Genomic DNA, 24,957 nt, shown 5'->3' on the forward strand with positions numbered 1-24,957 from the left:
CGCTAGCATCTGAAGCGATGCGTTCCACTAGATCGGACAACACTCAAAGCCTCAAATTGACAACATTTATTACTCAAACTTGATATTAGGAAAATTTTTGCGTACGACTCAAAAGGCGTGCGTGTTGTTGTCGGAAAAAACAATAAAGGGGTTGGAGAAAACTTCTATAACCTGCAAGACAAAAAAGGCAACTACCTGATCCAAGACCTGTTGAAAAACGCCAAAACGGGTGACTTCACAACCTACTACTTCCCTAAGTTAGGGCAAACCGAAGCATTACCTAAACTCAGCTACTCCATGTTCATTCCCAAGTGGGATATTATGATTGGCACAGGTTTTTATACTGATGATATCGATGCGATCATTACAGAGATGGAAAACACAGCAAACGATGAGCTAAACAATACCTTAGCCGCTATTGCTATGTTTTGTGTCTCTATTGCCGTTGTCGTGGCCATTTTTGCCGTACTCGTCAACCGTAGCATTATGCGCCCTATCGAACAGTTTGACAGCTCAATCCAATCTTTCGCGCAAGGTGACGCCGACTTAACCGCGCGTATGGAAGAATCTAGCGTGCCAGAATTTAAGCAGCTCGCGCATAACTTCAATATCTTCGTTGAAAGCTTGCAAGGAATTATTAAGAGCGTCAGCCATGTCGGACAAGAGGTAGTATCAGAAACTAACAACATGTCTCAACGCGCCTCACAAGTGGATGAGTTGGCTTCTGGTCAACGTGAGGAAACGGAACAAGTCGCGACCGCAATGACAGAAATGACGGCTACCGCTCACGAGATCTCTGGCAATGCAAACCAAGCCGCCGATTCCGCTAAAAACGCCGATGACAACGCACAACAAGCGAAGCACATCGTAGACTCCGCCGCTAATTCCGTTGAAGCGCTAGCAAATGAGGTATCTGAAGCAAGCACTGTAATTTCACGTCTAGAGAGTGACGTGCAGAACATCTCATCATCACTTGAAGTCATCCAAGATATTGCTGAACAAACCAACTTGCTTGCGCTAAATGCCGCCATTGAAGCGGCACGAGCGGGCGACCAAGGACGCGGATTCGCAGTTGTCGCGGATGAAGTGCGTAAGCTTGCAAGCCGCACTCAGGACAGCACCGGTGACATTCACAAGATGATCGATCAACTTAAAGCAGGATCGGATGCCGCAGTAAAAGCGATGGAATCTAGCCAAGCACGTGGCGAAGCGACAGTAGAGGAAGCACGTGCTGCATCGGTTGCGCTGCAAGATATTCAAGCAGCGATTGCGAATATCATGGACATGAACACGCTGATCGCTACCGCGACCGAAGAGCAAAGCCAAGTTGGACAAGAGATTTCACAACGCATCGAAGTCATTTCTCAGCAAAGTAGTCAATCGGCACACCTTGCCAATCAAAATCGCTCGGGCAGCCAAAACCTCAATCACAAAGCCAACGAGCTTTACGACTTGGTGGGACGCTTCACGGTTTAACTTCCTTAACCATACTTAATAGTAGAAACAGCGACGCCTTAACGTCGCTGTTTTTATTTCTGCTATCCTCAAGCGACTTAGCTATAATGCCGCCAACTAAGCACCCATAAGGGCAAAACCAGATGATTATCATGACCACCAATTTCGGTGACATCGAAATTGAATTGAATCTAGAACGAGCGCCAGTTAGCTCAAAGAACTTCAAAAAATACTGTGAAGATGGCTTTTACGACGGCACCATTTTCCACCGCGTTATCGACGGCTTTATGATCCAAGGTGGCGGTCACACCGAAGACATGGCAGAAAAGCCAACACGCGCCCCAATCGCAAACGAAGCAAACCGTGGTCTAAAGAACCTTGTTGGCACTATCGCAATGGCGCGTACCGATGCACCGCACTCTGCAACGGCACAGTTTTTCATTAACTTGGAAGACAACGATTTCCTAGACCACACCGCAACCACCAACCTAGGCTGGGGTTACGCGGTATTTGGTAAAGTGACCGCGGGTATGGATGTCGTAAATCGCATCGCGAAAGTGAAAACAACTTCTAAGCTTGGTCATGATGATGTGCCATGCGATCCAATCATTATTGAGAAGGTGACGATCAGCGAATAAGCACACTCGCCTCTTCGAAGAAGTCGTCACTATAAAACGATAAAAGCGCCTAACGTCTTATGACTTAGGCGCTTTTTGTTTTGAAGGCTCAGCTTATTAGTTTAAGTTTAGTAACGGAGTTATTGATAGAAAAGCTCGGCTTTTGCTCCAACCAAATCCAGCTCAGAGCCCTGAAAATCAGCCAGATATTCCGCGACAAGGTTGTACCCGACCCAATACCCCATGTACTTCGGCCAGCGGCTTTCATCACTGCCAAGAAAGTAAGCATCGAAGTTGTAATCTAAACTGGTCAGCTTGTCTTTCATCTCAGCATAGAAAGGACGCCAATCTTGATCTTTGATGTTCTCAAACAAGCTCGGAGTGACGCCACCATTCACCTTACGTTCGAAATGACAAGCTAACCCTTCCATAATCAGCACATCACCAAGTGCAACGCCATTCTCTCCTGCTCGCATACGGAACAGGTGATGCAACTCATGCGCTAGCACCGCAGCTAGTTCTTTCTCAATCACGTTTTTAATATCAGCACGTTGAGTATCAAGCAGAATCTCTACACGATAGGCGCTTAAGCAATAGCCACCAATCCCCGTCTGCGGTACGTCATTGCGATCAAACGGGCTAACGGTCAGGTCGATGTTACTGAGATCAAAGTAACTAGAAAGTTGTGAGCTCAGATCATCAAGTTTCTGATGCAAATACTCAGAGATTGGAGACAACTCTCCCGTTGCATTTAACAGGGTTACGCGATAACTCATTTATCTTCCTTGATAATGTGGGTTAAGAGCAGCGAGTTTACAGTGTAAAGAGTGAGCAGTTCTAGCGATTACATCCCTTTGAACAAACTTTGAGATGCACGACTCACCGGGAGCTTGTTTTCTCCAACGTGAACAAACATTCTGCCAGCAAAGTCTTTGTTTACTTTGCTAATTTTGCACACTTGCACCACGCTTGAACGGTGCACTTGCCAGAACTGTTCTGGATTAAGCTGCCCTATCAACTCTTTCAACGATGTACGAATCAAATACTCCTGCACTTTGCCTTGTCCTTGTTGGGCATACACAGAAACGTACTTTTCTTCCGCTTTGAAATACAACACATCAGACGTAGCAATCAGATGAATATCTTCCCCTTGCGTCGCTTTGATCCACTGAAGATATTGCGGCGTTTGTGGCGCGGATAATTGCTGCAGCTGCTCTAATAGACTGCTCATCTGCACATTACTGCTTTCTTGCTCTCGCTTAGCAAGGCGTGCTTTCACTCTTTCACACGTCGTCAGGAGGCGCGCATCCGAGATAGGCTTGAGCAAATAATCGGCGGCATTTTGTTCAAAGGCTTTGATGGCGTAATCATCGTACGCGGTAACAAACACAATCAAAGGTGGATTGGCGAGTTGATTGAGTTTTTGCGCTAGTGTCATGCCATCCAAAACTGGCATACGAATATCAAGAAACGCAATGTCAGGTTGGTTGTGCTCAATGGCTTGCAACGCTTGTTCACCATCTGCGACTTTGGCTATCACCTCTAGCTCTGGCCACACTTCAGCTAGGCTTTTATCAAGATGACGCCTCAATAGCGGTTCATCATCAGCAATAATGGCAGTAAACCCTGTATTCATTCCTTTCTTCCTTGCTTACGATTCCATTGGCCAGGTCAAGCGAACACAAACGCCACCCTGAGCAGACTCACTGATAGAAATCTCTCCTTGCCCTGCGAACAAAGCTTCAACTCGCTGCTTGAGATTACTCAAACCCACGCCAGAGCCCATGTGCCCACTAACATGATTTAAGCCAACACCATTGTCTCTGACTTCAATCTGCAAGTTCTGTTGTTCGCGCTTGATGAGTAAACTGAGTTCGCCGCCTTCTCGCTTTGGCTCAATACCGTGAACAATGGCATTCTCCACCAAAGGTTGCAACATCATCGGTGGCAGTTCTGTTGTTCCTAAACCGTCTTCTACTTCAATTTTGTAGCTTAGACGTCCATCCAGACGTATCTTCTGAATACTCAAGTAGGCTTCAATTAAGGCAATTTCATTCTCAATCGTGGTGTGCTCTTCACGTGAGCTTTTTAGCGTCGCACGTAATAGTGCGGTAAGTTGATCCAACATCTGCTTGGCCTTATCAACGTCCTGGGACATCAACGCGCTGATATTTGCCAAGGTATTAAATAGGAAATGCGGTTCAATCTGGCTTTGCATCTGTTTAAGCTGACTTAGCAACAGTGCACGTTCCTGCTCTGCCTTTTCACGCTTGATACTCTCTAATTCACGCTGAGCAATCGCTTCTTTCTCTCGTGAGTGGAAATAAAAGTAACACATGCCGCTGAATAACAAGCCCATCAGCAACACTGGCAGCATGCCCGAAATGCCGAAGTATTCACCGAGCCAAAACTGCGCATTAATGACGCCAAACAACAAACAGGCGGTCAGTGACAAAGCAATTTCTAGTCTACGAGGGATGCTAGGAAACAACTTGTCGACTAACCAAGAGAAGAACAAGGCGGAGTAACCAAAACCAAAGCTCACCAATACATGTACATAGTAAGGCCCCCCCCAAACAGACAATGTCATTACCGAGATAAACAAACAGAATAAAGTCGTGACAACCACACTGCGTAGCCATCCACTTTCTACCATTAACTTAGCTGAATACATTTAGAATTTCCCTTTGATATTAAATACAATCATATGCTTATCATTGATTTGTGCGTAAGCAGATTGGTCGTCTCCGGTTAAAAAGCGTGCGGCAACTTCCACTTCTACACTTTGATCGCCAGTATCAATCCATCGGTAGTTAAGCCACTGTGTGACGATCACACCGCCATCTTGCGGCGACAACATCACATCCAACGTAGGGGTTACATCACTTAGCCAGCCCATATCCGCTTTGCCGTTCCATGCAGCCCATGCTTCTACATCCCAACTCCAGTGCAGCATTACGTTATGCTGAACGATATTGGCATGCTGAAACCCTTGGGCGTAGCTTGTCGCAAGTAGAGCGCTGCTAGCCAACAGAGAGTTGTTAGGATCAGGGATCTGAGAGAGAAATTCGCCACGCTCTGTTGCTTGTTGCCATTCGCTTTTCGACCATGCTCGGCTGTCGTACCAATATTCAGCGATCACGTTGTGTCCAGCTTGGTTTGCCCAGTTCAGTCCAACTAAGGCCTGGAATGCGCTGCCCTGCTCCTCAACCGAAACGGGTTGGTAGAGATCATCCTGCTGAAACTGATAGCCGACGCTCTGTTTTTGCCACAGCAATGAGCCGTGCATGGCGATGGATTCATCCCACACCGCAATGGCACTGGCGCCAAGCAAACCTCGGCGCACATCATCGTAATAACCAATAAGTTGATACTCGGTGTCACCCACCAGCGCATAATGACGAATACCAATACCTTGTTGCTCTGCGGCTTGATCAAGTGCACTTTGGTCTTGTTGTCCCCAGCTTGAATCCGTCGCAATGACGGTCCACTCGCCTGCCATATCGTAGTGTGAAAGTGAAAACACCCCCGCCCCCTCTTCTGCGACTAAGCCAACAGGATTTTGTCGATAAGGCTTAAACAGATCCAAAGGTCGGTAGCCATAACCCACGCCCCAATCCACGCGCAACTTACCTAAGCTCACATCAAGAGTGGTATCACCGACTTGCCACTCCCCTAGCCAAGCCAGCTCACGAATCAGCAATTGGTTATCAGCTTCACTCCACCAGTCACTCTTTCCTTGTTGATTGAGGTACAAACCTTGGCTATACAGAGCGAACAAACCACTGAAGTTCTGATAATTCACCTGCACATCCAAGAGTGCATTAAGTGAATCACGAGAACTGCCCTGCGCCTGCATAAATGCGCTGTCACGCTGCTTGGCAGTTTCGTAACTGACAGCCCAATCCCACTCAAAACTCAGTTCATCATTGGCAAAAACAGGGGCTGCAGCGGCCACATACAATGACGCAGCAATCAACAGACTGGTGCTTTTGGTAAAGATAGGCTGGCGCGATTTCATGTGACTTCCTTGCTCGTTTTCATGGATCTACTTAAAAAATTGAGACTAAAGCTGAGTCGTGTTGGCTTTAGGCAAATAGCTTGGGTTGTAGAACTTATTGTCCAGCTGCCAAGGCACGATTTCTTGGTACTCAATAACGGTCTTTTTGCTCGGCTGAATGCTATCAAGCAAGGTCATCTCACTGACATAGTCTTCGCCATTGTCGGTTGCGCGTCCGTATTGCGCTTGCTTGGCGAGTTTGCCCGAGCGCAAGTAAAGATCAGCTTTGATTGGAAACGCATCTTGCTCAGACAACCACAAGTCGATCTTCTGATAGCTCGCCCCTTTGGTTTTCGCGGTTAACGCAAGGTGATAAGCCGCGACACTTTCTCCGTTCACCGAAACAGTTTCTGTCGCTTTCCATTCACCTTGATAATCTTGGCTCCACGTCAGGGTTGAGATGTCGCCGATAGACGCTTCACCAAGCAGCTTCTGCATCGGCGTAATGCGAATCGGACGGCGGCTCTTTGGCATTTGTAGCCAGTAGTTGTCGCCCATCATCAACATCTTTTGCCCAGCTTCGACTGCCGATTTGAACACCACCAGCGATTCACGATTTGGACGTGTGTACACGTGGTAAAGGCGGGTTTTATCTAACTCTTGGTCTTGATATAAGCGCACCAGAGACACCACTTTGGAGGAATCATCTTGCAAGCGGTAGCTATCCGCTTTTTCAATCAATTGCGCGACTTGCTGTGCATCTAGCGCTGTTTCATTCGCACTGGCATTCATGCTTGCCATGCCGCTTACCGTCAGCAGTGCAATTGGTAATAGTGATTTGAAATTAAACATAAATCAGTGCCTCCGTAATTGGCTTGTTCACCCCTTTGCGCGCCGAGAAAAACGCCGCAACCAAACAAATCATCAATACTGCGAATCCTGCGACAGCCACCAGCTCCCAAGAGAAGTAAATCGTCAATGGGTAACCTTCGGTGCGGCCCGGCGGTGGAGGCATTTGCACATCCACGACCATCAGTAAGACGGTGACTAACGCAGTAAACAAAGCGCCGATTAAGCTGCCAATCACCGCAAGTAACCCAGCTTCGCGCAAGAACCCAGCAATGATTTCGCGAGGGTAGCTACCAAGTGCTGACAAGGTGCCAATTTCACGGGTACGCTCGGTGACCGACATGGTCATGGTGTTGAACAGGGCGACAAAGACCACCAACGCCATTACTGCGCCCATGATGCCGAAGATGCGGTCGTACAAATCTTTCACTTTGAGATAGAAGAACGCACGTTTTTGCCAAGGCGTAATCTCAATATCTTGATCACCAAAGTTCTGCTTTTGCTTACTCAGAACCGAAGCCACTTGTTGCTCGACTTGGCTCGTTAAACTGGTATCGAACAGGAAGACCGATAACGCACTGACTTTGTCTGAACCGAGCAGCGATTGCGCACTGTTGATGTGTACGTAAAGTTGGCGTTTATCAAGCTCTGGTACGCCGGTTGAGTAGATGCCACGTACTTTGAAGTCATACGCGTTCAATGCGCCGTCGGTTGTGGTCGCCAGTAAGGTAATCCAATCGCCAACGTGCACGCTTAGGTTGTTCGCTAAATCAACGCCGAGCATCACTTCTGGCTCTGCTGGGTCATAACGCGATGCATGAATGTTGGACAGCGTCTGCCCTTCGCGCACATCCAAAAACGGTCCTTTCATATCGAATTCGCGCTCGTTAACGCCAATGCCGATAAAGATCGAGGACTTGTTGCCGTTGGAAATCAAACCGCTGAACTCAACTCGAGGCTGCACACCTCGCACTTCATTCAACCCAATCAATTGCTTGGTGATATCGTGGGCGTGAGTTAACCCGTTACTCAACGGCATCTCTTCTTCTTTAGCGAAGTAACCTGGCGTGGTTAACGTCAGGTGCCCCGTGTCACGCGCTGTCGATTCTTTCAAACTGTCGTAGGTGTACAGACCAAAACCGCCCGCACTGGTTAAGGCAAACACGGCAATGGCAATGATCAGCATCGACAATAAACTGCGGCGGCGATTGCGTTGCAGGTTCAACCAAGCAAGACGAACGGAAACAGGAATTAACTTGCCCATGAAACCTCCTCCACACTTGCGTGCGTTTGGGTAATTTTGCCATCCACCAATTCAATGGTGCGATCACAACGGGATGCCATGCGAGGGTCGTGAGTGGCGACAATAAAAGTGGTGCCAAGCTCGTGTCCGAGCCCTTTCATAATGTCGATGACCTTGTTGGCAGTTTGGCTATCAAGGCTTGCGGTTGGCTCATCGGCAATCACCAATGCTGGTTTGTGTACTAACGCACGAGCAATTGCCACACGTTGTTGCTGACCGCCCGACAAGTTATCGGGCATATGATGAATAAACTCGCCCAAGCCAACGTGTTCTAACATTTGTGTGGCGAGCTCGATTTGTTCCGCTTTTGAAAAACCGTTGAGGTGTAACGGATACGCCACGTTCTCTAACGCCGTCATCACGGGAACAAGATTGAATTTTTGGAACACAAAACCAAGCTTTTCACGGCGCATTTTCGCAGCCTGCATTTGTCCGGTTGGGTATGGGCTGCCTGCAAATGTCACCTGACCTTGGTATTGAGTATCCAGCATGCCAAGCACGTTAAGTAAGGTGCTTTTGCCTGAGCCAGACGGTCCGCATAATGCCACCATTTCGCCCGCAAATACTTCACCAGACACGTCTCGCAATGCACGTACGGTTTGGCTGCCAAGGGCGTAATCGCGACTAAGTTGATTAAAAACGATCATGACGCCTCCCTAATACTTGGCTAGCAGCGCTTTCGCGGTTTGCGTTTCTAAATTGCTGTCACCCAACTGCTCCATTTGCTCTAACCATGTTTTGGCTTGTTGAACGTCTTCAGCTCGTAGTGCTGCTTCAATGGCGTAGCGATAAATCCACGAAGTAGCCGCGAAAGGTTGCTGACTAAAACTCGGTTCATCGAGCAGAGAAAGGTACAGCTCGTAGCCGCGCTCAAAGTGATTGAACATGTCTGGCAGAGAGGTAAAGGTAGTGGCTGCCATGGCGGTGGCTAATTGGTATTCCGGTAAGCCTTGTAAGCGTTGTTGCTCTTGCAGTGGCAGTGGCTGATTCGCCATTAAATCCAAACCTTTTTGGATTGTGGCAAGGCCGCGCTCGGTGAACTTCATCTTGTTCCAAGGCATAAACGCCTCACGACCTTGCAACGTCTCAGCACTGCCTAAATACACCAAGGTCACCGGCGTTGCGCCCTGCTCTTCGAGTTGTTTGGATAGTTCGCCGTAAACGGTATCAACCAAACCAGAGTCACCTTGCGCCGCTTGGTTGAATTGACTGAGTGTGCGCTCGCTTGGGTTAGCCAGAGCCAGATTGCTGCTAAGTGCAAATGCGGCGATAAACGTACTTGCCAGTTTAAGAGCTTTGATTGAGCGAGATTGAGAAACCATCATGTACTGTCCTTAGTTGAACTTGATTTGATGGTTTCAGATTAATGGAGAAGATCGCACGCTGCTTTTGCATGCGACCAATGGCAGTTATGTGGAGTGAACGGTTGTTTGCTGCGATGAATGACATTCCCTTCTTAAAGAGAACATTTATCCCAGCTTGTTTGTAAGCGTCTGTCTTTCACCACAATAGGAATAAAAATACTGGCTTAAAACCTGCGTCTAGTGTATTTATCCATTCCACAGCTTTCCAAGCAGCTTACCCATAACAGACGACATCGACGCTCCTCTCATACACACCTTTGCATGGTGTCTGTTATTTCCAAATAGGATTCTTAGCATCGGAATAGTTCGAACTCTCGAGTTCTGGTTGTTTTCGCGCTCGAACTGGGTGCGTTATTAGGTCGTAGAAAATGAATAAGCGTTTTTTCCCCAGGGTCGATTTGCCACTGCTGATGGCGATCATTCCGATCATGCTATTGAGTACACTAACACTTTGGAGTGCCAGTGGCTTTAATGAGGCCATGCTCTTCAAGCATTTAGCACGCTGCGGACTGACCTTGGTTTGTATATTGGTCATGTCATCGATTCCCGCCGCTAGCTATCAACGCTCAGCTCCATATCTCTACATTATTGCGGTTGCGCTGCTACTTGCTGTCGCTTTGTTTGGCGATAGCACTAATGGCTCTCAACGTTGGCTCGATATTGGCTTTTTTCGCTTTCAACCCTCGGAGCTAATCAAACTCTCGATTCCAATCATGATCGCGTGGATGCTACATATTGAAGGTGGCAGACCAGATAGTAGAAAAATCGCATTCTGCTTACTCATCACAATGATTCCTGCCGGGTTAATCGCGCTACAACCGGATTTAGACGGTGCAGTTTTTACCGTCATTTACGCCTTATTCGTTTTATTTTTAGCTGGCATGAGCTGGAAAATAATCGGTGGCTTTGTCGCGAGTATATTAACGTTGGCGCCTATTTTGTGGTTCTTCGTCATGGAAACGTATCAAAAAAGCCGCGTTACTCAGTTCTTGCACCCGGAGTCGGATCCGTTAGGTTCGGGCTACCAAATCATCCAATCTTTAATTGCGATAGGCTCCGGCGGAATGAAAGGCAAAGGTTGGATGAATGCTACGCAAGGAACACTTGGCTTTATTCCAGAAAGTCATACGGACTTTATTTTTTCGACTTATGCCGAGGAGTGGGGTTTTGTTGGTAGTTTAGTCTTGCTCGCACTGTACTTGTTTATTACCGCGCGCGTCATGTTGCTTGCATGTCAGTCTGAACACTTTTTTAGTCGGCTTGTGAGTGGTGCATTAGCGATGAGCTTTTTCCTGTATGCTTTTATCAATACAGGCATGGTGAGCGGCTTGTTGCCTGTAATGGGAAGCCCTTTGCCGTTCTTTAGTTACGGCGGCACGGCCATGCTGACGCAAGGCATCTGTTTTGGTGTGATCATGTCACTGTGTTATTCCAAATATCGCAACGCATAATGCTGCTAGCAAAGAGTGCGATCAAAAAAGGCTTCCCTCGGGAAGCCTTTTTACAACGGTGGAAGCTAAGAAATTATAGCTCTGCGTTGTGGTAAACCTGCTGAACGTCGTCACAGTCATCTAGAAGATCTAAGAATTTCTGGAACTTCTCAGCATCTTCACCCGCTACTGGAGTGTGAGTTTGAGGAACGAAAGTGATTTCTTCCACATCGATCGTTAGATCTGGGAACGCACCATTTAGTGCTGTTTTCGTCTTGAAGAACTCTGTATGAGGAGCGAATACAGTGATCACTCCGTCTTCTAGCTCAACGTCAGTTACGTCCACATCTTCCATCATTAGCGTTTCTAGGATGATTTCATCATCGTCGCCTTTGAACTGGAATACCGCTTGGTGATCGAACATGTGAGAAACTGAGCCCTCAACACCAATTTTCGCACCCACTTTAACAAAGCATTGGCGTACATCTTGGAAAGTACGGTTGCCGTTATCGGTCAGACAGTCAACGATAACACTAGTACCGCCAGGGCCGAAGCCTTCGTAGCGCGCTGGTTGGTAATCTTCACCACCGCCGCCACTCGCTTTGTCTAGTGCTTTGTCGATAACGTGCGCTGGTACCTGATCTTTTTTCGCTTTCGCGATCAGGTGGCGAAGAGACAAGTTCATGTCTGGGTCACTACCGCCGTTTTTCGCGCACATGTAAATTTCTTTACCGTATTTGGAATAAACTTTAATTTTCGCGCCTGCAGTTTTCGCCATAGAGGCTTTGCGCACTTCAAAACTTCTTCCCATCGGGATGTCTCTCTAAATTCAAATTTAATGCGAAGGATTTTAGCAAAAAGCGAAACCTTTTCAATTTCGCTTAGCAAAGGAATGGGGAGGTTACCTCATTCGCCACATAGTTTTATACCGTTGTCACGATTCGCGTTAAGCGACACCCATTACTCGTTTGTACTTTTCGACCGATTGCTGAAAAAACGCTTTTTCATCAGCATCGTTAATCTTGGACAACTGTTCTTCTATTGCTTCAGGACCAGATTTGGCCTCTCTGAGCTTCCAAACCAAAAACGACGCTTGTTTATCCAGTTCGATTTTGTTTTTTTCATCAGGCGGCAATAGGGATAGATTGAACGACATTTACAGCCTCAAGGTACTTTAAATACTAGCCGCGCACTATAGCATACAGAGTTACAATTGCAGAATAGAAACGCACTTAACTTGATCAATTTCAAGTTAACTATTTGGGACCCGTACTGATTTTCAGCGCTTTTGGTAAAAACTGCTCGAATATTTGATGCAACCGATCTTTGGTCACAGGTTTGGCGACAAACTCATTCATACCGATGTCAAAGCAATGTTGTTGATCTTCTTTAATAACATTGGCACTCAACGCAATAATGGGAACGTGTTTCCCCCACTCACCCATTTGTCGAATACGCTCAGTAGTAATGAAGCCATCCATCACTGGCATTTGGCAATCCATAAACACCAAGTCAAAAGCTTGCTTCTCACATAGCTGAAGCGCTTCTTCACCATGATTTGCGACGCTCACTCGAACGCCGAGCTTTTCCAACATAATACGCACGACTTTCTGGTTTACGATGGTATCTTCAACAATCAATACCCAAGGTTGATTGTCATGCTGGAGGCTGGTTTCATTATCTTCAACTTTTGGAAACGTCAAAACATTAGGTCGTTCCGAGTAGGTAAACCGTGCTTTTACTACAACTGGAATCGAAAACTCAAAACAACTACCGAGCCCCAACTCACTTGTCAGCTGGATTTCTCCTCCCATTAAGTTCACCAACTGAGCACCAATCGCCAAACCAAGGCCGGTACCACCGTACTTTCTGGTTGTACTGCCATCGGCTTGTTGGAAACGTTCGAAGATCGCTTGTTGATTCTCTTTCGCAATACCAATGCCAGAATCAACGACGCGAAATCGAATCATGGCGACATCATGCTCTTGACGCGTTAACTCAACAAGAAGCTTCACATGACCACGATCAGTAAATTTGATCGCGTTGCTCAACAAATTGTTCAATACCTGTTTTAAGCGTGCAGCATCACCTTGCACTTCCGCTGGCAAGTGAGGATCAATATCGCTAAGCAATTGCAGATTCTTCTGCTTGGCTTTGACGGTATGTAAGCTGATCACATCATCCAAAATACGGCGCAGATCATAGCTTACATTTTCTAATTCGACTTTACCTGCTTCGACTTTAGAAAAGTCGAGAATATCGTCGATGATCGTCATTAAAGAGTGAGAAGAACTATCGATGATCTCTACAAACTCTTTTTGCTGAGGATCGAGTTTGGTGTCACCCAGTAATGAAGCGACACCAATAATGCCATTCATCGGTGTTCGAATTTCATGGCTCATGGTTGCAAGAAATTCACTTTTTTTGCGGTTGGCGACTTCCGCTCTATCTCTTTCTTCTTCAAGCTCAGTCTGATGTTCACGGACTTTCTCAACGCTTCGGTTGTATTTCTCCGCCAACACACTCACTTCGTCAAAACACCAACGCTTTGGGAGCGTAACTTTGCTTGGGACCTTCCCGCCACTAAAATCGCTCACGGCGCCAGAAAGCAGTTGGAGAGGATTGACCAAGAGGCGGAAGGCGACCCAAAGCACGCCAATTATGAGCAATAGGATCTTGATCGCTTCTGTCGTGAGCAAGAAAAAAAATTGTTGCCAAAGATCTTCATAAATCGAGCTCAGATCCGCCTGAACAGTCAATGTCGCCAGATCATAGGTTTTATCACTAACACGATATTGCATCGGCCAACTTCTTTCTACGACATCCTCAGAAAGCGCGGTGCCCAGTTCGACGATAACTTCATCTTCATTAGCGATACGTAAATAATCCACAGAGGGCATGCGCATTGCGCCCTCTGCTTGAGTGAGTAACAGCTCCCTATCCTCCACCCATAAGCTGGCAGAAAAGCTCGATAAGTAACTGGATTCGACCTGCTTTAGCTCGACGTGCAAATGGGCTAAATCTTCATTAAAAACTCGATATAAACTCACAGCGGAAATGATGACAGTAAAGATTAAACTCAACGTTAACACCGCCAACATAAGTTGGTTGCCGATACTAAATCGACGTTGAGATCGCTCTTTTTCATCCATATGAAATCGCTCCGATAAACTTGCGCTACTCTAAATATAGCCACGCGCAAATAATAATCGAGGATACGATGAAAAGACTTCTACTTAGATTGGCTTTTAGTTTTATTGCGATAGGAACTTATGCTACTGCCGCTGAAGTGAACTATTACGTTATCGCCGACCAAGCAAGGCCATTTCAAATAGAACAACAGGGGCAAATGCATTCCGGGATTGTGACTGACATCGTCAGTGCCATTTTCGCTGAATCGGATTATCAGGTGAATTATCATACTTATCCGTTTAAACGAATGATCTCCATATTAGAAGAAGGTGGCGAACCAAACTGGCTAACTTACGGCAGCCCAAATTGGGGCAAGGTGCAATCAGAAAACTTGTCTGAAGAGCCCATTTACACTGTAAAACATGTATTGGTATCGAGTAGTGAGAAACCGTTAGAGTTCAAGAATATGGACACCATGCATGGCCGATCTATCGTATTACTACTCGGTTTTGATTATCCGAATTTAATCCCATTCTTTGAGGATGGTAGTGTGAATGAAATACGCGTTAAAGATTATGATGCCGCATATCGAGTGATAACCCGAACACCAGGAGATACAGCCTTCGTCGAAATGGAATCACGCGTTATGTACAACTTAAAACGCCTCAATTTGTCGCTAGAAGATTTTCAGATCCAATCTTTCGACTCAGTTATCCCTGACTACTCAATCTATTTGGCCTTTTCGCCCCAAATGCAGCCAGAAACTCAGGACTACATTAATACACGTTTGGCTGAGTTAAAAACATCGGGTGAAATTGATGAGATCATTCAAAGGTATCAATAAATGACCTAACGAATGAAAACGCCAACGATTCTATCGTTGGCGTTTTCATCTATTGAGACATAGATGATGCTTTACTTGGTGTGATTGACAAACTTAGGATCAAACATGTGCCCTAATTTACTCGCCTTAGTTTGCAAGTAGTGTTGATTGCTTGGATTATTTCCTTCTTGCAAGGGCACACGCTCAATGACGTTGATATCAACCGCTTTTAACGCAGCCAGCTTACGTGGGTTGTTCGTCATTAGTCGCACCGCATCAATGCCCAAATGCTCTAACATCCCTTTACAGAATGCGTAATCACGCATATCGGCAGCAAAGCCCAAACGTTCATTGGCTTCTACAGTATCGGCGCCATCGTCCTGGAGGTGATAAGCTCGAATTTTATTAATCAAGCCAATACCACGTCCTTCTTGACGCAAATAAAGCAGTACACCACATCCCTCTTCGACAATATTTTGTAGCGCCCTATTGAGCTGAAAACCACAGTCGCAACGCGTACTAAACAAGGCATCGCCAGTAAGGCACTCCGAATGCAACCGAATAAGCGGTGCAGCGCTGCTTGCAGGCTCTCCATACACGAGGGCAAGATGCTCTTTGTTCGTGGCAGTTTCAACGAAGCCATACATCATAAATGTGCCCCATTGGGTAGGCAATTTGGCTTTATCGATGAACTTCACGAGATTGTAGGGCTCGACATGTCTCAGCTCAGCCCGAACGTTCATCAGAATTTCTCCTAAATGATTTTCTCCTTTACCGTCTCCCCCATCCCCCCAAAAGGCATCTTTGTGAGAATGCTCTGTGAGACAAGCGTTACCCGTTCTCATTAACTGCTGCGCTAAAGGTGGATTTTGCAGAAACTTTTCTCTAACGATGAAAGCCATAACGGCCAACTTCATATCCTCCCAGTCACTTCTGACGAAATGTTCGTATTTTCGGCTTAAGGCGAATGCTTCATCGGGAGTGCTCGCGTGTTGAATTTTGCTTTGTAACTGCGCATCGAGGAACTTTTGGGCTTGATAATAATGTTCGCTGGTGGGCCAAGTTTGGGAGGATATATTGACTGGGGCATGGCAAAAATTGGAAAGAAAACCGTGGGGCTCATCGGGCTCATAAAAAAGGATTTGGTCAACCATACTCGCGCTCCTTGCTTTGTGGTCGCGATAATCAACAAAAAGCATATCGCTATTGATATATCTTTTAGTAACGCTAGGTAAGATTGTCAAACTTCTACACAGATGAAAATGAGTTTGGATCTAGAACTTTTTAGGTGAAAGAGAGGTGAATTAGAACGTTTGGATAAGAAAAATAAAGAGATGTGAGATGTTGTAGTGAGACGCTATGGCTAAAATGGAGCGAAAAATAAAAAGGGCAGCCCGACGACTACCCTATGGATTGCTATACCAAACTAGAGCAATCAGTGTATCAAGCCAAGCTCCCTTGCTTCTTCAATGGTCAATCCACTTTCACGGATTTCACGTAGCGCTTCAATGCGTCTTCTGGCTTCTGCTGATTTCACTGTTTTCTCAGGCTTCACAACGGCTTCTTCATCAGGTAATTCCCATTTGTGAGCGATGTTGGTCATCTCGTCATGGTCGATAGAATTAATGGACATATTTCCTCCGAACACACCATGTTTCGATGCGTAATCTATAGCAAAACAGGAACGAGGTGGTAAGAAAAACTGTAGGGAAATGTGACCCCTCCCGCCCTTTCGTTAACTCCTTAATAGATCCATCATTTAAGTTTTGCCAAGGGGCAAATTTACGATTAGATTTGAGTAATTCCCCCTAAGAAAAGTGTGCTGATCCAGCTCTCAATTCTCGTCTTCCTTGACTTCATTAACAACGCCGGATACCACTTTTTATTTCGCCTAACTTTCGAGTCACTTCACTGATTCGCCGCTTGCCACTTTCTAAAAACCACCGCACCTGATAATGATAATAATTATCTTTTACATTATTAAGGTGTTTATATGGATGGTATTAACTTAAATCATGCATACCACAATAATCCGGTCATCCAGATCCAAGATTTATGCGTCGATTACATCACCGATAATGGTGATTTCAATGCGGTAAAATCCGTCAGCTTCGATATCGGCAAAGGGGAAGTATTTGGGCTTGCTGGTGAATCGGGATGTGGCAAAAGCACGATCGCATTCTCGATCAATCGTCTCCATAAGCCGCCAGCGTTCATTTCTGGCGGTAAAATATTGTTTGATGGCAAAGACATTCTTAGCCTCTCAGATTCTGAGCTAACCGCTCTGAGGTGGAGTGAAATCGCCATGGTGTTTCAAAGCGCGATGAACTCACTCAACCCTGTCTTAACGATCCAAGAGCAATTCGCAGATGTATTGCGTCATCACCAAGGACTCACCAACGCTCAAGCGAAAGATCGAGCAGAAAAACTATTGGACTTGGTCAATATTCCACGAGAACGGTTAACGGAATACCCTCACCAATTTTCAGGTGGAATGCGTCAGCGCTTAGTGATTGCTATTGCTTTGTCTTTGAACCCTAAGCTGATCATTATGGATGAGCCCACAACCGCTTTAGATGTGGTGGTACAAAGGGAGATTTTACAGCAAATCTATCAGCTTAGAGATGAATTTGGCTTCTCAGTACTCTTTATTACGCACGACTTGGCGCTGATGAGCCAATTGTGTGATCGCATTGCCATCATGCGGCATGGAGAAATCGTCGAAGTCAATCAGGCATACGAAATTCGCAATAATCCTCAACATCCCTACACACAAAAGCTATGGGCTTCTTTTCCAAACATCCACGACGTCCACAAACAACCAGAACGACCAGGAGCGCAATCATGAATCAGCCTATCATCCAAATGAAAAACGTGATTAAAGAATTCAGAGTAGGCGGTGGTTTAGCGAAAGAGGAAACCTTCCGTGCGCTCCAAGGCGTGAGCTTTGATCTGTATGCAGGAAAAACGCTGGCTTTGGTTGGAGAATCAGGCTGTGGTAAAAGTACGTGTGCTCGCTTGATCACTAAAGTCTATCCGGCAACAGAAGGCGAGATCCTTTTCAATGGCACTAATATCAATGAGATTACGTCACGCTCAGCGCTCCAAGAGTATCGCAGTAAAGTACAAATGGTGTTTCAAGATCCGTTTGGTTCACTCAATCCAACTCATACCATTCGCCATCATCTCACACGCCCTTTAAAGATTCATAAGCAAATCAAAAGTGAACGTGACATTCCTGCCCGTTTGGAAGCGCTTTTAAATTTGGTGGAACTACCTGAAGAGACATTAAATAAGTTTCCTCACGAGCTTAGTGGTGGACAACGTCAGCGAGTAAACTTAGCACGTGCTCTCGCCGTCGGTTCGCAAATCATTCTTGCGGATGAGCCAACATCGATGTTGGATGTCTCCATTCGCCTCGGGGTACTGAATCTAATGCAGCGCATGAAGCAAGAGCTAGGAATCGGCTTTTTGTACATTACTCATGATTTGGCGACCGCACACTACATCGCGGAAGAAACAGCTGTGATGTACAAAGGGCAAATCGTTGAATGGGGTGATACACACTCAATACTGAAGAATCCGCAGCACCCGTACACCAAACTATTGATTTCAGCCGTTCCCGATCCAGATCTTCCTTTTGGTAACTTAGTGAAAAGTGAGCCAAACTATTCGATAGATGCCGATGAAATTCGTAGTCGTAGCAGCATCATTGTCGACGAATTTGATCAAATAGGACCCAATCACTATGTAAAACAATGGACTGAGGCTGCGTAATGGAATTGAGGACTTGGCAAGATCAGATCGCCATGTGGTATGAACATCGGAAGCATGATCAAGTTGAAAAACTGGAAACGCTCTTATATCAAGCGCCCGACGGCGTGTTTGGCCCAGAACTGAACGAAGTTCAAAGCAAAGCGATTGCTTGCTGGCTAGACGGTTGTTTACGTGTGTTTCAACATGCTAGGTACCGAGATCCTCAAAAAGCGTATCGAACCTTGCTTTACACGAGCGCAAAGCTCGAGCAAGCGGCATGTCAGGTATCGACCGATATTCTGATCAAAGATTGGTGTTTAAAGCGACTTCAGCACCTTACCGTTTTAGCTTTAGAGTTTTGTAATCAGCAATGCGATCAAAATGAGTGGCAACAACAAGCACATAACTTAATCGAGTCGCATGTTGCTTTGATGCGTTCTTTACATTGGAATGAAGACAAGAAGCATGATCAAGGTTTATCTCATTAATCTGGAAAAATGATCAAGGCTTACTTTGAGGAATTTGAGGTAAAAAAAAGCGAGTTTCCTGAGGAGAAACTCGCGAAGTCTATTCAGAATGAATGTAACAATATGAGCCAATCTATTAATCATCAGAAAGGACAAAAGGTTGTCTATTCGTTATAAATAGTAGTCTCAGGCTTAGCTCCTAATGTCAGTGATTTGTTAGAGTTAAGTCTGTTTTTTATCATCGAAAGACATTGTTACATTTCAAATCAATACGCCACGCCTATTGCTTGATACACATCAAGCAACGCTTTTAAATCGCCATTTCATCCAGAGCGCGGAATACCATTTCATCCATATGGCCATCGAAGATTTGACGGCACACCTTCCGACGTACCGCTAATCCAGCAATCAAGCGCTCAATGGTAAGATGCTTAATATCATTTTGAGTGTTAAACAGCTCGACGGTTTTGCTTAATGTCTCATAAGGAATTGGCTCATCCCCTACCCTTAGCCAATCAAGCTTCTCTATGTAATCAGAACACTCTTCTTTGATTGAGGCATACGAGTGCCCTGTCATCGCAGATAAAGCCGTTATACTGCGTTCTAGAGCCTCTGGTGAGGTATATTTAGATAAAGTAATGGTGATCTCGTCTGCATTGATCTCTACCAGGTGTTTTCTTTGCTTCACGCGGCGGCCTAAATTCCCTCTTGGAGATGGCGCTTTGCGTTGGATAGGCTCAAATTCGCCGTCTATGATGCCTGAGAGCTCTTCAAGCTGTTGTCGGGTAACCATCTCATTACGAAGTGGGTTTGGCAGCGTAGGCGCCATGTTACGCTTTCCTGCGTTGGTTGTTCGCGCACGTGAATAACGTAAGACTTCTTCCACATCGCATTTAATATCGATCTGGTAGTCCATCACTTTGTCATTCTCGATCATAGTTTCGATCGTCAGGTGATAACCCCACAAATTCACGACAAACAGCTCATCCGTTCCCTTACCATCCGATAAACGCTTCAGCTCTCGGATCAAATCCATCGAGAATCGTCGCCATTCGATGTTACGTGCCAGCTTCTGGTTTAATTCACTCAGCAGCATGCAGTCAGTATGACGACGCACCATGCGGCTACGGAAGAAAGAATATAGTTGGAATACCAAAGTATGTTGCTTCAAGATCTCTGGTGGGAACAAGAAGAAATAATCACGCGTTAATAGTTCTTCATAAAACGAAGGCTCCCAAACCAAAATGTACAAGTTTGGTTTGATACGAATTTCACCATCGCTTCCCTCTACAGGCGCTTCTTCAGACGCAGTGATGGTTCGAGCAAGAAAACGAAAACGATCACTTTTGAATCCTTCTGGCATGTTTTCACTTAGCCAACGACCAGTAAGTTCATGCAGCTGGAAATCGGTAAACTCAATACGATCAATGCTGTCGCGAATAGAATCACGTGCTGGACCACTGTCTTTTTTGCCTCGAAGCGACAAAATATCAGTAATGTATAACGGCGTCTTGTTCGGCACGTGTGCTGCATCGAGTTGATACTGATCTTTGTGATGATCATGGTATTGCACGGTCAACGTGAACAGAGCAAACAAGGTCATCAGATCATCCACAGTCATGATATTTTTGGATGATCTCGTTTCAATAACCGCTTTGGTACCAGAGATCGACACCATGGATTTCTGATAACTTTTTCGAGTTCTTGGTGGTGCAAGTGCTTGGTCAATGATCCCAGCCCAATTCGTTGGAGACACGACAAATTGATCGGCTTCATCTTTCATCGTTGGAGGGGTATTCAACCCATGTTCATTCAACAAACGCTTGTTGACTTGGGTTTGAGCCAATGCTTTTGAACGTTTTTGCTTTTCGTTTTGGCGTACTTTGTCTGTAACAAGACTTGTTGCACCCAACACTGAAATAAGCTGATTAGGATTAACAAACTTATGTAACATCGTCTTACCAGCAAGTCCTTCTTCAAACCGCACTGGAGTTTGAGTAAACAAACCAATGTTTACTGCTGCACGTAAGCGTTGTTGCAGAGCTGCACGAGTGAGTTGTCCGTCCGTTGCTTCCACAATCTCTGTGGTTGAAACCAATCCATCTTTGCTGCTGAAACCTCGCAATGAGATCAGATTAAGCAACTCTAAGATGCTTTTGGTCACCCCTTTGAAATGTTGGTACTGCTCTACCCAATCTGCAGAGGATTCATGTACCTCAAAAAGATGGCCATCCTTATGGCTTCTAGGTGCTTTAATCAGAATTTTTTCATCAGCCGTCATTTTAGATCCAGATCACACTAGCCGTAGTTGTGCTATGGTTCCGAAGAATAAAGAAAAACAGATCATAAATAAAGAAAAAATATTGTTTTTTAAATAACTGATCTTTTTGATTAATCTGATCTTAATTGATTATATGATCTAATGATCTGGCTATCGTTTTGCCGCTAAGTACATGTTCTATAAAGTGATTATTTTCAGGCATGTCGGAACTATGATCATGTTGATTCTGAAACTATGATCAACAATAGCCTGAAAGCATGATCACATTTGCTCGTAAGCATGATCATTAAGTTTATGAAAAGATGATCAAAAGAGTCTTGAAACGATGATCATGATGTTTTTACAGGTTATCCACAGATGCTGTGTTTAATAATGATCTTAATGAGGATTTTATTGAGCATTGTCGATGTTATTGATACTCGGATCGATGATCAAGAGCTGAGATAGCTATCGTTCTGGAGACAATATTGATGATAAATTACTCATGTGATGAAAATACATCCAAGTAGCTCTTATTCCGCAGTAAAACCTAGTTTCGGACTATTATTAGGAAGCATGATCATGAGAGTAAGATTTATCATAGTCACTTGAACAATTTCATTGTTCCGGCTTCTCTATCCACTAATTTCTTCTCCATCCCCCATTCTGACTGCATTCAACCGTAAATTAGAGACAAAAACTCATGCTTCCGAGAGATTCTATAGCTTGATCATATTTCCGATTGATGGATCTTATTTAATCCGCGTGTTTACACCCTCGTCTACTCTATTTTTCCATGATCATGCTTTCGTATTTGTGTTTTATCATGGAAGCATGATCATAAGCATACCTTGATCATACTTCCATAGGAACATCACTTGAACTGCCCTTTTTGGCTCGGATACATGATCAAGGTTGTTATTAGCGTTCATGTTGAAAGATTGCTTTCTATTTTTTGTTTAAATTAGGTTGGCCTAACATAATCCGTAATTTAGCTTAAGAATATAATCGTTCCGGTAGAAAATTGATTTACAATGTAAATGTGTGACGCTGTAACACTTTTGTTTTTAAGTTTAAGGTGTCCATTTATTCGAAGATTATTTAATTAAAAATAGTTATGTTTTTTACCATAAATCATAAAAGCGTCGATTTGAGTGTTTTTTTATGTGATGGTTATTCAAAATGTTCGTGCACCTTTTTGTTGTTTTTGGTCTTTACTGCTGTACAATTGCAAGCATAAATCCTTCCAACGGAATTTGGCATGAAAAGAGAAAAAACGATTGAAAACCTTCTTGAGTTGGCGGAGCTGACTCAGCAGGTTCAAGCTGACCGTATTGAAATTGTTTTAGAAGAGCGAAGCGATAACTATTTCCCACCAATGTCTAAGGCGATGATGGAAACCCGTTCAGGTTTAACTCGTCGTAAGCTCGATGACGCGATTGGTAAAATGGAAGCGGCTGGCCATCAATTTACTAAAAATAACGCGAATCATTATTCAATTACGTTAGAAGAAGCACATATGCTTATGGATGCGGCTGAAGTGCCTAAATTTCATGAGCGTAAGAAGAATTCAGGTAACAAACCTTGGATTATTAACGTGCAGAACCAGAAGGGTGGTACAGGTAAATCAATGACAGCGGTCCATTTAGCGGCATGTTTAGCGCTAAATTTGGATAAACGCTACCGTATTTGTTTAATCGATTTAGACCCACAAGGCTCGCTACGTTTATTCCTCAACCCACAAATCAGCATGGCAGAGCATGACAATATCTATTCTGCTGTAGACATTATGTTGGGTAACGTGCCTGATGGTGTAGAAATTGACAGTGAATTTTTGCGTAAAAACGTATTACTGCCAACGCAATACCCGAACTTAAAGTCGATTTCAGCGTTTCCAGAAGACGCAATGTTTAATGCTGAAGCATGGCAAACGCTATCTGAAGACCCATCACTCGATATCGTTCGTCTGCTAAAAGAGCAACTGATTGATAAAATTGCTGATGACTTCGATATCATCATGATTGATACCGGCCCACACGTTGACCCACTAGTATGGAATGCGATGTATGCATCAAATGCGTTGTTAATCCCTTGTGCGGCTAAGCGTCTGGACTGGGCTTCAACAGTAAACTTCTTCCAGCATTTGCCTACGGTATATGAAATGTTTCCGGAAGACTGGAATGGTCTTGAGTTTGTTCGCTTGATGCCAACCATGTTTGAGGACGACAATAAGAAGCAAGTTTCTGTTTTAACTGAAATGAACTATCTTCTAGGTGACCAAGTTATGATGGCTACTATCCCTCGTAGCCGTGCGTTTGAAACCTGTGCCGATACCTACAGCACAGTATTTGATCTGACAGTAAGCGATTTTGAAGGCGGTAAGAAGACGCTAGCCACCGCACAAGATGCTGTTCATAAAAGCGCACTGGAATTAGAGCGTGTGCTGCATTCTAATTGGCCGTCATTGAATCAGGGGTAATAAGTAAATGGCTTTGAAAACGTCTGAATTAAACGCGAAATTATTTGGCAAAACGAATAAACGTCGTGTTGTGACTCCACAAGAGGCGCAAACCGCGGCAAAAGAAAAAGCTCAAACGATTGAGCTAGCTGTCGCAGGTGAAAACATTGTTCAGTTTGAACTTGTTCGTATTCCTGCAGAGAAAGTCGCGACAGAAACAACGGTGTTTGTTGATAACGCTCGTGAGCAATCGTTCTTAAACGAACATGCTTTATCTGATGTTTTAGTCACACTCAAAGAGCGTGGCCAACAATATCCAGCGGTGGGTCGTAGAACTAAAGATGGCAAGATTGAAGTTTTAGATGGTAGCCGTCGTCGCATGTCTTGTATCCTCGCGGAGCAAGATTTTTTGGTTTATGTTGCTGACAACATCAATACTGACCATGCAAAGTTTTTGTCTGATGTGGCAAATGCTCACAAGCCGCTCTCTTTGTACGAAAAAGGTAAAGAGATGCAGGCTAAACTAGATAGTGGTGAAGCTGAAGATCAGAAAGCATTGGCGAAAATGTTCCAGTGCAGTGAAGCGTTAGTAAGTGGCGCTTTAAAAGCGGCGGCATTGCCGTTAGAACTGCTTCAAGCGTATCCCAATGTTGGCGATCTTGGTCGTCCAACTATCGTGAAACTGCACAAACAGTTTTCAACGTTGACGCCAGAGCAACAGCAAGAGCTGTTAGATAAGTGTCGCTCTAGCGAAGGCTTTTTATGGCAGCGAAGCACAGCTCAAGGCGTTGCTCGTCTGACAAAAGAAGTCACGGAAAGCATCGAAAACTGGATTGCTGAGCTTGCACCAGCAAAACCTGGCAAGAAGACCGAAAAAGTCGACTTAGTAAAAGGTCGAGCAAGCTATAGCCGAAAAGGTAGCAGTCTGGCGTTGAACTTGAAGAAAGTTGACGACAGCTTGATGGAAGAGATTCTTGCCTTTGTGCAAAACAAGCTGCAATAACAAAAGATGATTGAATCAACCGCCTCCGGGCGGTTTTTTT

22 protein-coding genes and 1 pseudogene are annotated in these 24,957 nt (G+C 44.9%); 9 read left to right on the forward strand and 14 right to left on the reverse strand.

The window, feature by feature from the left end:
• Positions 1–93: 93 nt before the first annotated feature.
• Together B7360_RS00005 and B7360_RS00010 are read left to right on the forward strand one after the other, a co-directional pair.
• Positions 94–1,476: pseudogene (locus B7360_RS00005) on the forward strand (methyl-accepting chemotaxis protein); the annotation flags it as partial.
• A gap of 122 nt (positions 1,477–1,598) precedes the next feature.
• Entirely contained in the window at positions 1,599–2,093 is a 495-nt protein-coding gene (locus B7360_RS00010) for a peptidylprolyl isomerase (protein WP_005374458.1), read from the forward strand.
• Positions 2,094–2,212: 119 nt separating this feature from the next.
• Here B7360_RS00010 and B7360_RS00015 read toward each other — a convergent pair whose 3' ends face one another.
• The 8 genes from B7360_RS00015 to B7360_RS00050 all read right to left on the reverse strand — a co-directional run bounded on the left by B7360_RS00015 (position 2,213) and on the right by B7360_RS00050 (position 9,549).
• Positions 2,213–2,848, reverse strand: coding sequence for a DUF2268 domain-containing putative Zn-dependent protease (locus B7360_RS00015; RefSeq protein ID WP_085342427.1), 636 nt, complete (start codon positions 2,846–2,848; stop codon positions 2,213–2,215).
• Between the two features lie 68 nt (positions 2,849–2,916).
• On the reverse strand, positions 2,917–3,708 hold the full coding sequence (locus B7360_RS00020; RefSeq protein WP_085342428.1) for a LytTR family DNA-binding domain-containing protein: 792 nt from the start codon (positions 3,706–3,708) through the stop codon (positions 2,917–2,919).
• Between the two features lie 15 nt (positions 3,709–3,723).
• Entirely contained in the window at positions 3,724–4,746 is a 1,023-nt protein-coding gene (locus B7360_RS00025) for a sensor histidine kinase (RefSeq protein WP_085342429.1), read from the reverse strand.
• Positions 4,747–6,093, reverse strand: coding sequence for a hypothetical protein (locus tag B7360_RS00030; protein ID WP_085342430.1), 1,347 nt, complete (start codon positions 6,091–6,093; stop codon positions 4,747–4,749).
• A gap of 45 nt (positions 6,094–6,138) precedes the next feature.
• Positions 6,139–6,924, reverse strand: a complete 786-nt coding sequence (locus B7360_RS00035) for an outer membrane lipoprotein-sorting protein (protein ID WP_085342431.1) — start codon at positions 6,922–6,924, stop codon at positions 6,139–6,141.
• Positions 6,917–8,185 carry an ABC transporter permease gene (locus B7360_RS00040; RefSeq protein ID WP_085342432.1) on the reverse strand — a complete coding sequence of 423 codons (1,269 nt, stop codon included), beginning with the start codon at positions 8,183–8,185 and terminating at the stop codon, positions 6,917–6,919. Before B7360_RS00040 ends, B7360_RS00035 begins: the two co-directional genes overlap by 8 nt.
• On the reverse strand, positions 8,173–8,871 hold the full coding sequence (locus B7360_RS00045) for an ABC transporter ATP-binding protein (protein WP_085342433.1): 699 nt from the start codon (positions 8,869–8,871) through the stop codon (positions 8,173–8,175). The genes B7360_RS00040 and B7360_RS00045 overlap by 13 nt, the downstream gene beginning before the upstream one ends.
• 9 nt (positions 8,872–8,880) lie before the next feature.
• Complete coding sequence (locus B7360_RS00050; protein ID WP_085342434.1) at positions 8,881–9,549, reverse strand: hypothetical protein; 669 nt, start codon at positions 9,547–9,549, stop codon at positions 8,881–8,883.
• Between the two features lie 407 nt (positions 9,550–9,956).
• On the opposite strand from B7360_RS00050, the gene rodA reads away from it, so the two are divergent.
• Positions 9,957–11,039, forward strand: a complete 1,083-nt coding sequence (gene rodA, locus B7360_RS00055) for a rod shape-determining protein RodA (protein ID WP_085342435.1) — start codon at positions 9,957–9,959, stop codon at positions 11,037–11,039.
• Between the two features lie 73 nt (positions 11,040–11,112).
• Here the strand turns inward: rodA and B7360_RS00060 are convergent, their stop codons facing one another.
• From B7360_RS00060 to B7360_RS00070, 3 genes are all read right to left on the reverse strand, one after another.
• Positions 11,113–11,829 (reverse strand): YebC/PmpR family DNA-binding transcriptional regulator, encoded by a 717-nt coding sequence (locus B7360_RS00060; RefSeq protein ID WP_005392082.1) that lies wholly within the window; start codon positions 11,827–11,829, stop codon positions 11,113–11,115.
• A 135-nt stretch (positions 11,830–11,964) separates the two neighbouring features.
• Positions 11,965–12,174, reverse strand: coding sequence for a DUF3283 family protein (locus tag B7360_RS00065; protein WP_005374484.1), 210 nt, complete (start codon positions 12,172–12,174; stop codon positions 11,965–11,967).
• A gap of 100 nt (positions 12,175–12,274) precedes the next feature.
• Positions 12,275–14,170 (reverse strand): ATP-binding protein, encoded by a 1,896-nt coding sequence (locus B7360_RS00070; protein ID WP_085342436.1) that lies wholly within the window; start codon positions 14,168–14,170, stop codon positions 12,275–12,277.
• A 68-nt stretch (positions 14,171–14,238) separates the two neighbouring features.
• Here B7360_RS00070 and B7360_RS00075 point away from each other — a divergent pair, with 68 nt between their 5' ends.
• The gene (locus B7360_RS00075; RefSeq protein WP_006740908.1) at positions 14,239–14,994 is read left to right on the forward strand and encodes an ABC transporter substrate-binding protein; all 756 of its coding nucleotides are present in this window, start codon (positions 14,239–14,241) and stop codon (positions 14,992–14,994) included.
• A gap of 71 nt (positions 14,995–15,065) precedes the next feature.
• Here B7360_RS00075 and ribA read toward each other — a convergent pair whose 3' ends face one another.
• On the reverse strand, positions 15,066–16,127 hold the full coding sequence (ribA, locus tag B7360_RS00080) for a GTP cyclohydrolase II (RefSeq protein ID WP_074190277.1): 1,062 nt from the start codon (positions 16,125–16,127) through the stop codon (positions 15,066–15,068).
• 281 nt (positions 16,128–16,408) lie between these two features.
• Entirely contained in the window at positions 16,409–16,606 is a 198-nt protein-coding gene (locus B7360_RS00085) for a PA3496 family putative envelope integrity protein (RefSeq protein WP_005392088.1), read from the reverse strand.
• Between the two features lie 360 nt (positions 16,607–16,966).
• On the opposite strand from B7360_RS00085, the gene B7360_RS00090 reads away from it, so the two are divergent.
• From B7360_RS00090 to B7360_RS00100, 3 genes are read left to right on the forward strand one after another with little or no spacing between them, the layout of a single operon-like run.
• Positions 16,967–17,821, forward strand: a complete 855-nt coding sequence (locus tag B7360_RS00090; protein ID WP_085342437.1) for an ABC transporter ATP-binding protein — start codon at positions 16,967–16,969, stop codon at positions 17,819–17,821.
• Positions 17,818–18,750 (forward strand): ATP-binding cassette domain-containing protein, encoded by a 933-nt coding sequence (locus tag B7360_RS00095; RefSeq protein ID WP_006740905.1) that lies wholly within the window; start codon positions 17,818–17,820, stop codon positions 18,748–18,750. The genes B7360_RS00090 and B7360_RS00095 overlap by 4 nt, the downstream gene beginning before the upstream one ends.
• A complete protein-coding gene (locus B7360_RS00100) occupies positions 18,750–19,217 on the forward strand; it encodes a transcriptional regulator (protein ID WP_085342438.1) in 468 nt (155 codons plus the stop codon). The genes B7360_RS00095 and B7360_RS00100 overlap by 1 nt, the downstream gene beginning before the upstream one ends.
• Before the next feature lie 289 nt (positions 19,218–19,506).
• Here B7360_RS00100 and B7360_RS00105 read toward each other — a convergent pair whose 3' ends face one another.
• On the reverse strand, positions 19,507–21,477 hold the full coding sequence (locus tag B7360_RS00105) for a replication initiator protein RctB domain-containing protein (protein ID WP_005392102.1): 1,971 nt from the start codon (positions 21,475–21,477) through the stop codon (positions 19,507–19,509).
• Positions 21,478–22,717: 1,240 nt separating this feature from the next.
• On the opposite strand from B7360_RS00105, the gene B7360_RS00110 reads away from it, so the two are divergent.
• Positions 22,718–23,935 (forward strand): AAA family ATPase, encoded by a 1,218-nt coding sequence (locus B7360_RS00110; protein WP_005374503.1) that lies wholly within the window; start codon positions 22,718–22,720, stop codon positions 23,933–23,935.
• Positions 23,936–23,942: 7 nt separating this feature from the next.
• On the forward strand, positions 23,943–24,917 hold the full coding sequence (locus B7360_RS00115) for a ParB/RepB/Spo0J family partition protein (protein ID WP_006740903.1): 975 nt from the start codon (positions 23,943–23,945) through the stop codon (positions 24,915–24,917).
• The last annotated feature ends 40 nt before the right edge of the window (positions 24,918–24,957 follow it).

This window comes from Vibrio sp. ArtGut-C1 (assembly GCF_002105475.1).
Classification (GTDB): Bacteria; Pseudomonadota; Gammaproteobacteria; order Enterobacterales; family Vibrionaceae; genus Vibrio; species Vibrio diabolicus.

Bases quoted from the DNA above. Each gene is read 5' to 3' on its own strand.
- B7360_RS00010 (WP_005374458.1), top strand. From the start codon at position 1,599: ATGATTATCATGACCACCAATTTCGGTGACATCGAAATTGAATTGAAT.
- B7360_RS00015 (WP_085342427.1), bottom strand. From the start codon at position 2,848: ATGAGTTATCGCGTAACCCTGTTAAATGCAACGGGAGAGTTGTCTCCA.
- B7360_RS00020 (WP_085342428.1), bottom strand. From the start codon at position 3,708: ATGAATACAGGGTTTACTGCCATTATTGCTGATGATGAACCGCTATTG.
- B7360_RS00025 (WP_085342429.1), bottom strand. From the start codon at position 4,746: ATGTATTCAGCTAAGTTAATGGTAGAAAGTGGATGGCTACGCAGTGTG.
- B7360_RS00030 (WP_085342430.1), bottom strand. From the start codon at position 6,093: ATGAAATCGCGCCAGCCTATCTTTACCAAAAGCACCAGTCTGTTGATT.
- B7360_RS00035 (WP_085342431.1), bottom strand. From the start codon at position 6,924: ATGTTTAATTTCAAATCACTATTACCAATTGCACTGCTGACGGTAAGC.
- B7360_RS00040 (WP_085342432.1), bottom strand. From the start codon at position 8,185: ATGGGCAAGTTAATTCCTGTTTCCGTTCGTCTTGCTTGGTTGAACCTG.
- B7360_RS00045 (WP_085342433.1), bottom strand. From the start codon at position 8,871: ATGATCGTTTTTAATCAACTTAGTCGCGATTACGCCCTTGGCAGCCAA.
- B7360_RS00050 (WP_085342434.1), bottom strand. From the start codon at position 9,549: ATGATGGTTTCTCAATCTCGCTCAATCAAAGCTCTTAAACTGGCAAGT.
- rodA (WP_085342435.1), top strand. From the start codon at position 9,957: ATGAATAAGCGTTTTTTCCCCAGGGTCGATTTGCCACTGCTGATGGCG.
- B7360_RS00060 (WP_005392082.1), bottom strand. From the start codon at position 11,829: ATGGGAAGAAGTTTTGAAGTGCGCAAAGCCTCTATGGCGAAAACTGCA.
- B7360_RS00065 (WP_005374484.1), bottom strand. From the start codon at position 12,174: ATGTCGTTCAATCTATCCCTATTGCCGCCTGATGAAAAAAACAAAATC.
- B7360_RS00070 (WP_085342436.1), bottom strand. From the start codon at position 14,170: ATGGATGAAAAAGAGCGATCTCAACGTCGATTTAGTATCGGCAACCAA.
- B7360_RS00075 (WP_006740908.1), top strand. From the start codon at position 14,239: ATGAAAAGACTTCTACTTAGATTGGCTTTTAGTTTTATTGCGATAGGA.
- ribA (WP_074190277.1), bottom strand. From the start codon at position 16,127: ATGGTTGACCAAATCCTTTTTTATGAGCCCGATGAGCCCCACGGTTTT.
- B7360_RS00085 (WP_005392088.1), bottom strand. From the start codon at position 16,606: ATGTCCATTAATTCTATCGACCATGACGAGATGACCAACATCGCTCAC.
- B7360_RS00090 (WP_085342437.1), top strand. From the start codon at position 16,967: ATGGATGGTATTAACTTAAATCATGCATACCACAATAATCCGGTCATC.
- B7360_RS00095 (WP_006740905.1), top strand. From the start codon at position 17,818: ATGAATCAGCCTATCATCCAAATGAAAAACGTGATTAAAGAATTCAGA.
- B7360_RS00100 (WP_085342438.1), top strand. From the start codon at position 18,750: ATGGAATTGAGGACTTGGCAAGATCAGATCGCCATGTGGTATGAACAT.
- B7360_RS00105 (WP_005392102.1), bottom strand. From the start codon at position 21,477: ATGACGGCTGATGAAAAAATTCTGATTAAAGCACCTAGAAGCCATAAG.
- B7360_RS00110 (WP_005374503.1), top strand. From the start codon at position 22,718: ATGAAAAGAGAAAAAACGATTGAAAACCTTCTTGAGTTGGCGGAGCTG.
- B7360_RS00115 (WP_006740903.1), top strand. From the start codon at position 23,943: ATGGCTTTGAAAACGTCTGAATTAAACGCGAAATTATTTGGCAAAACG.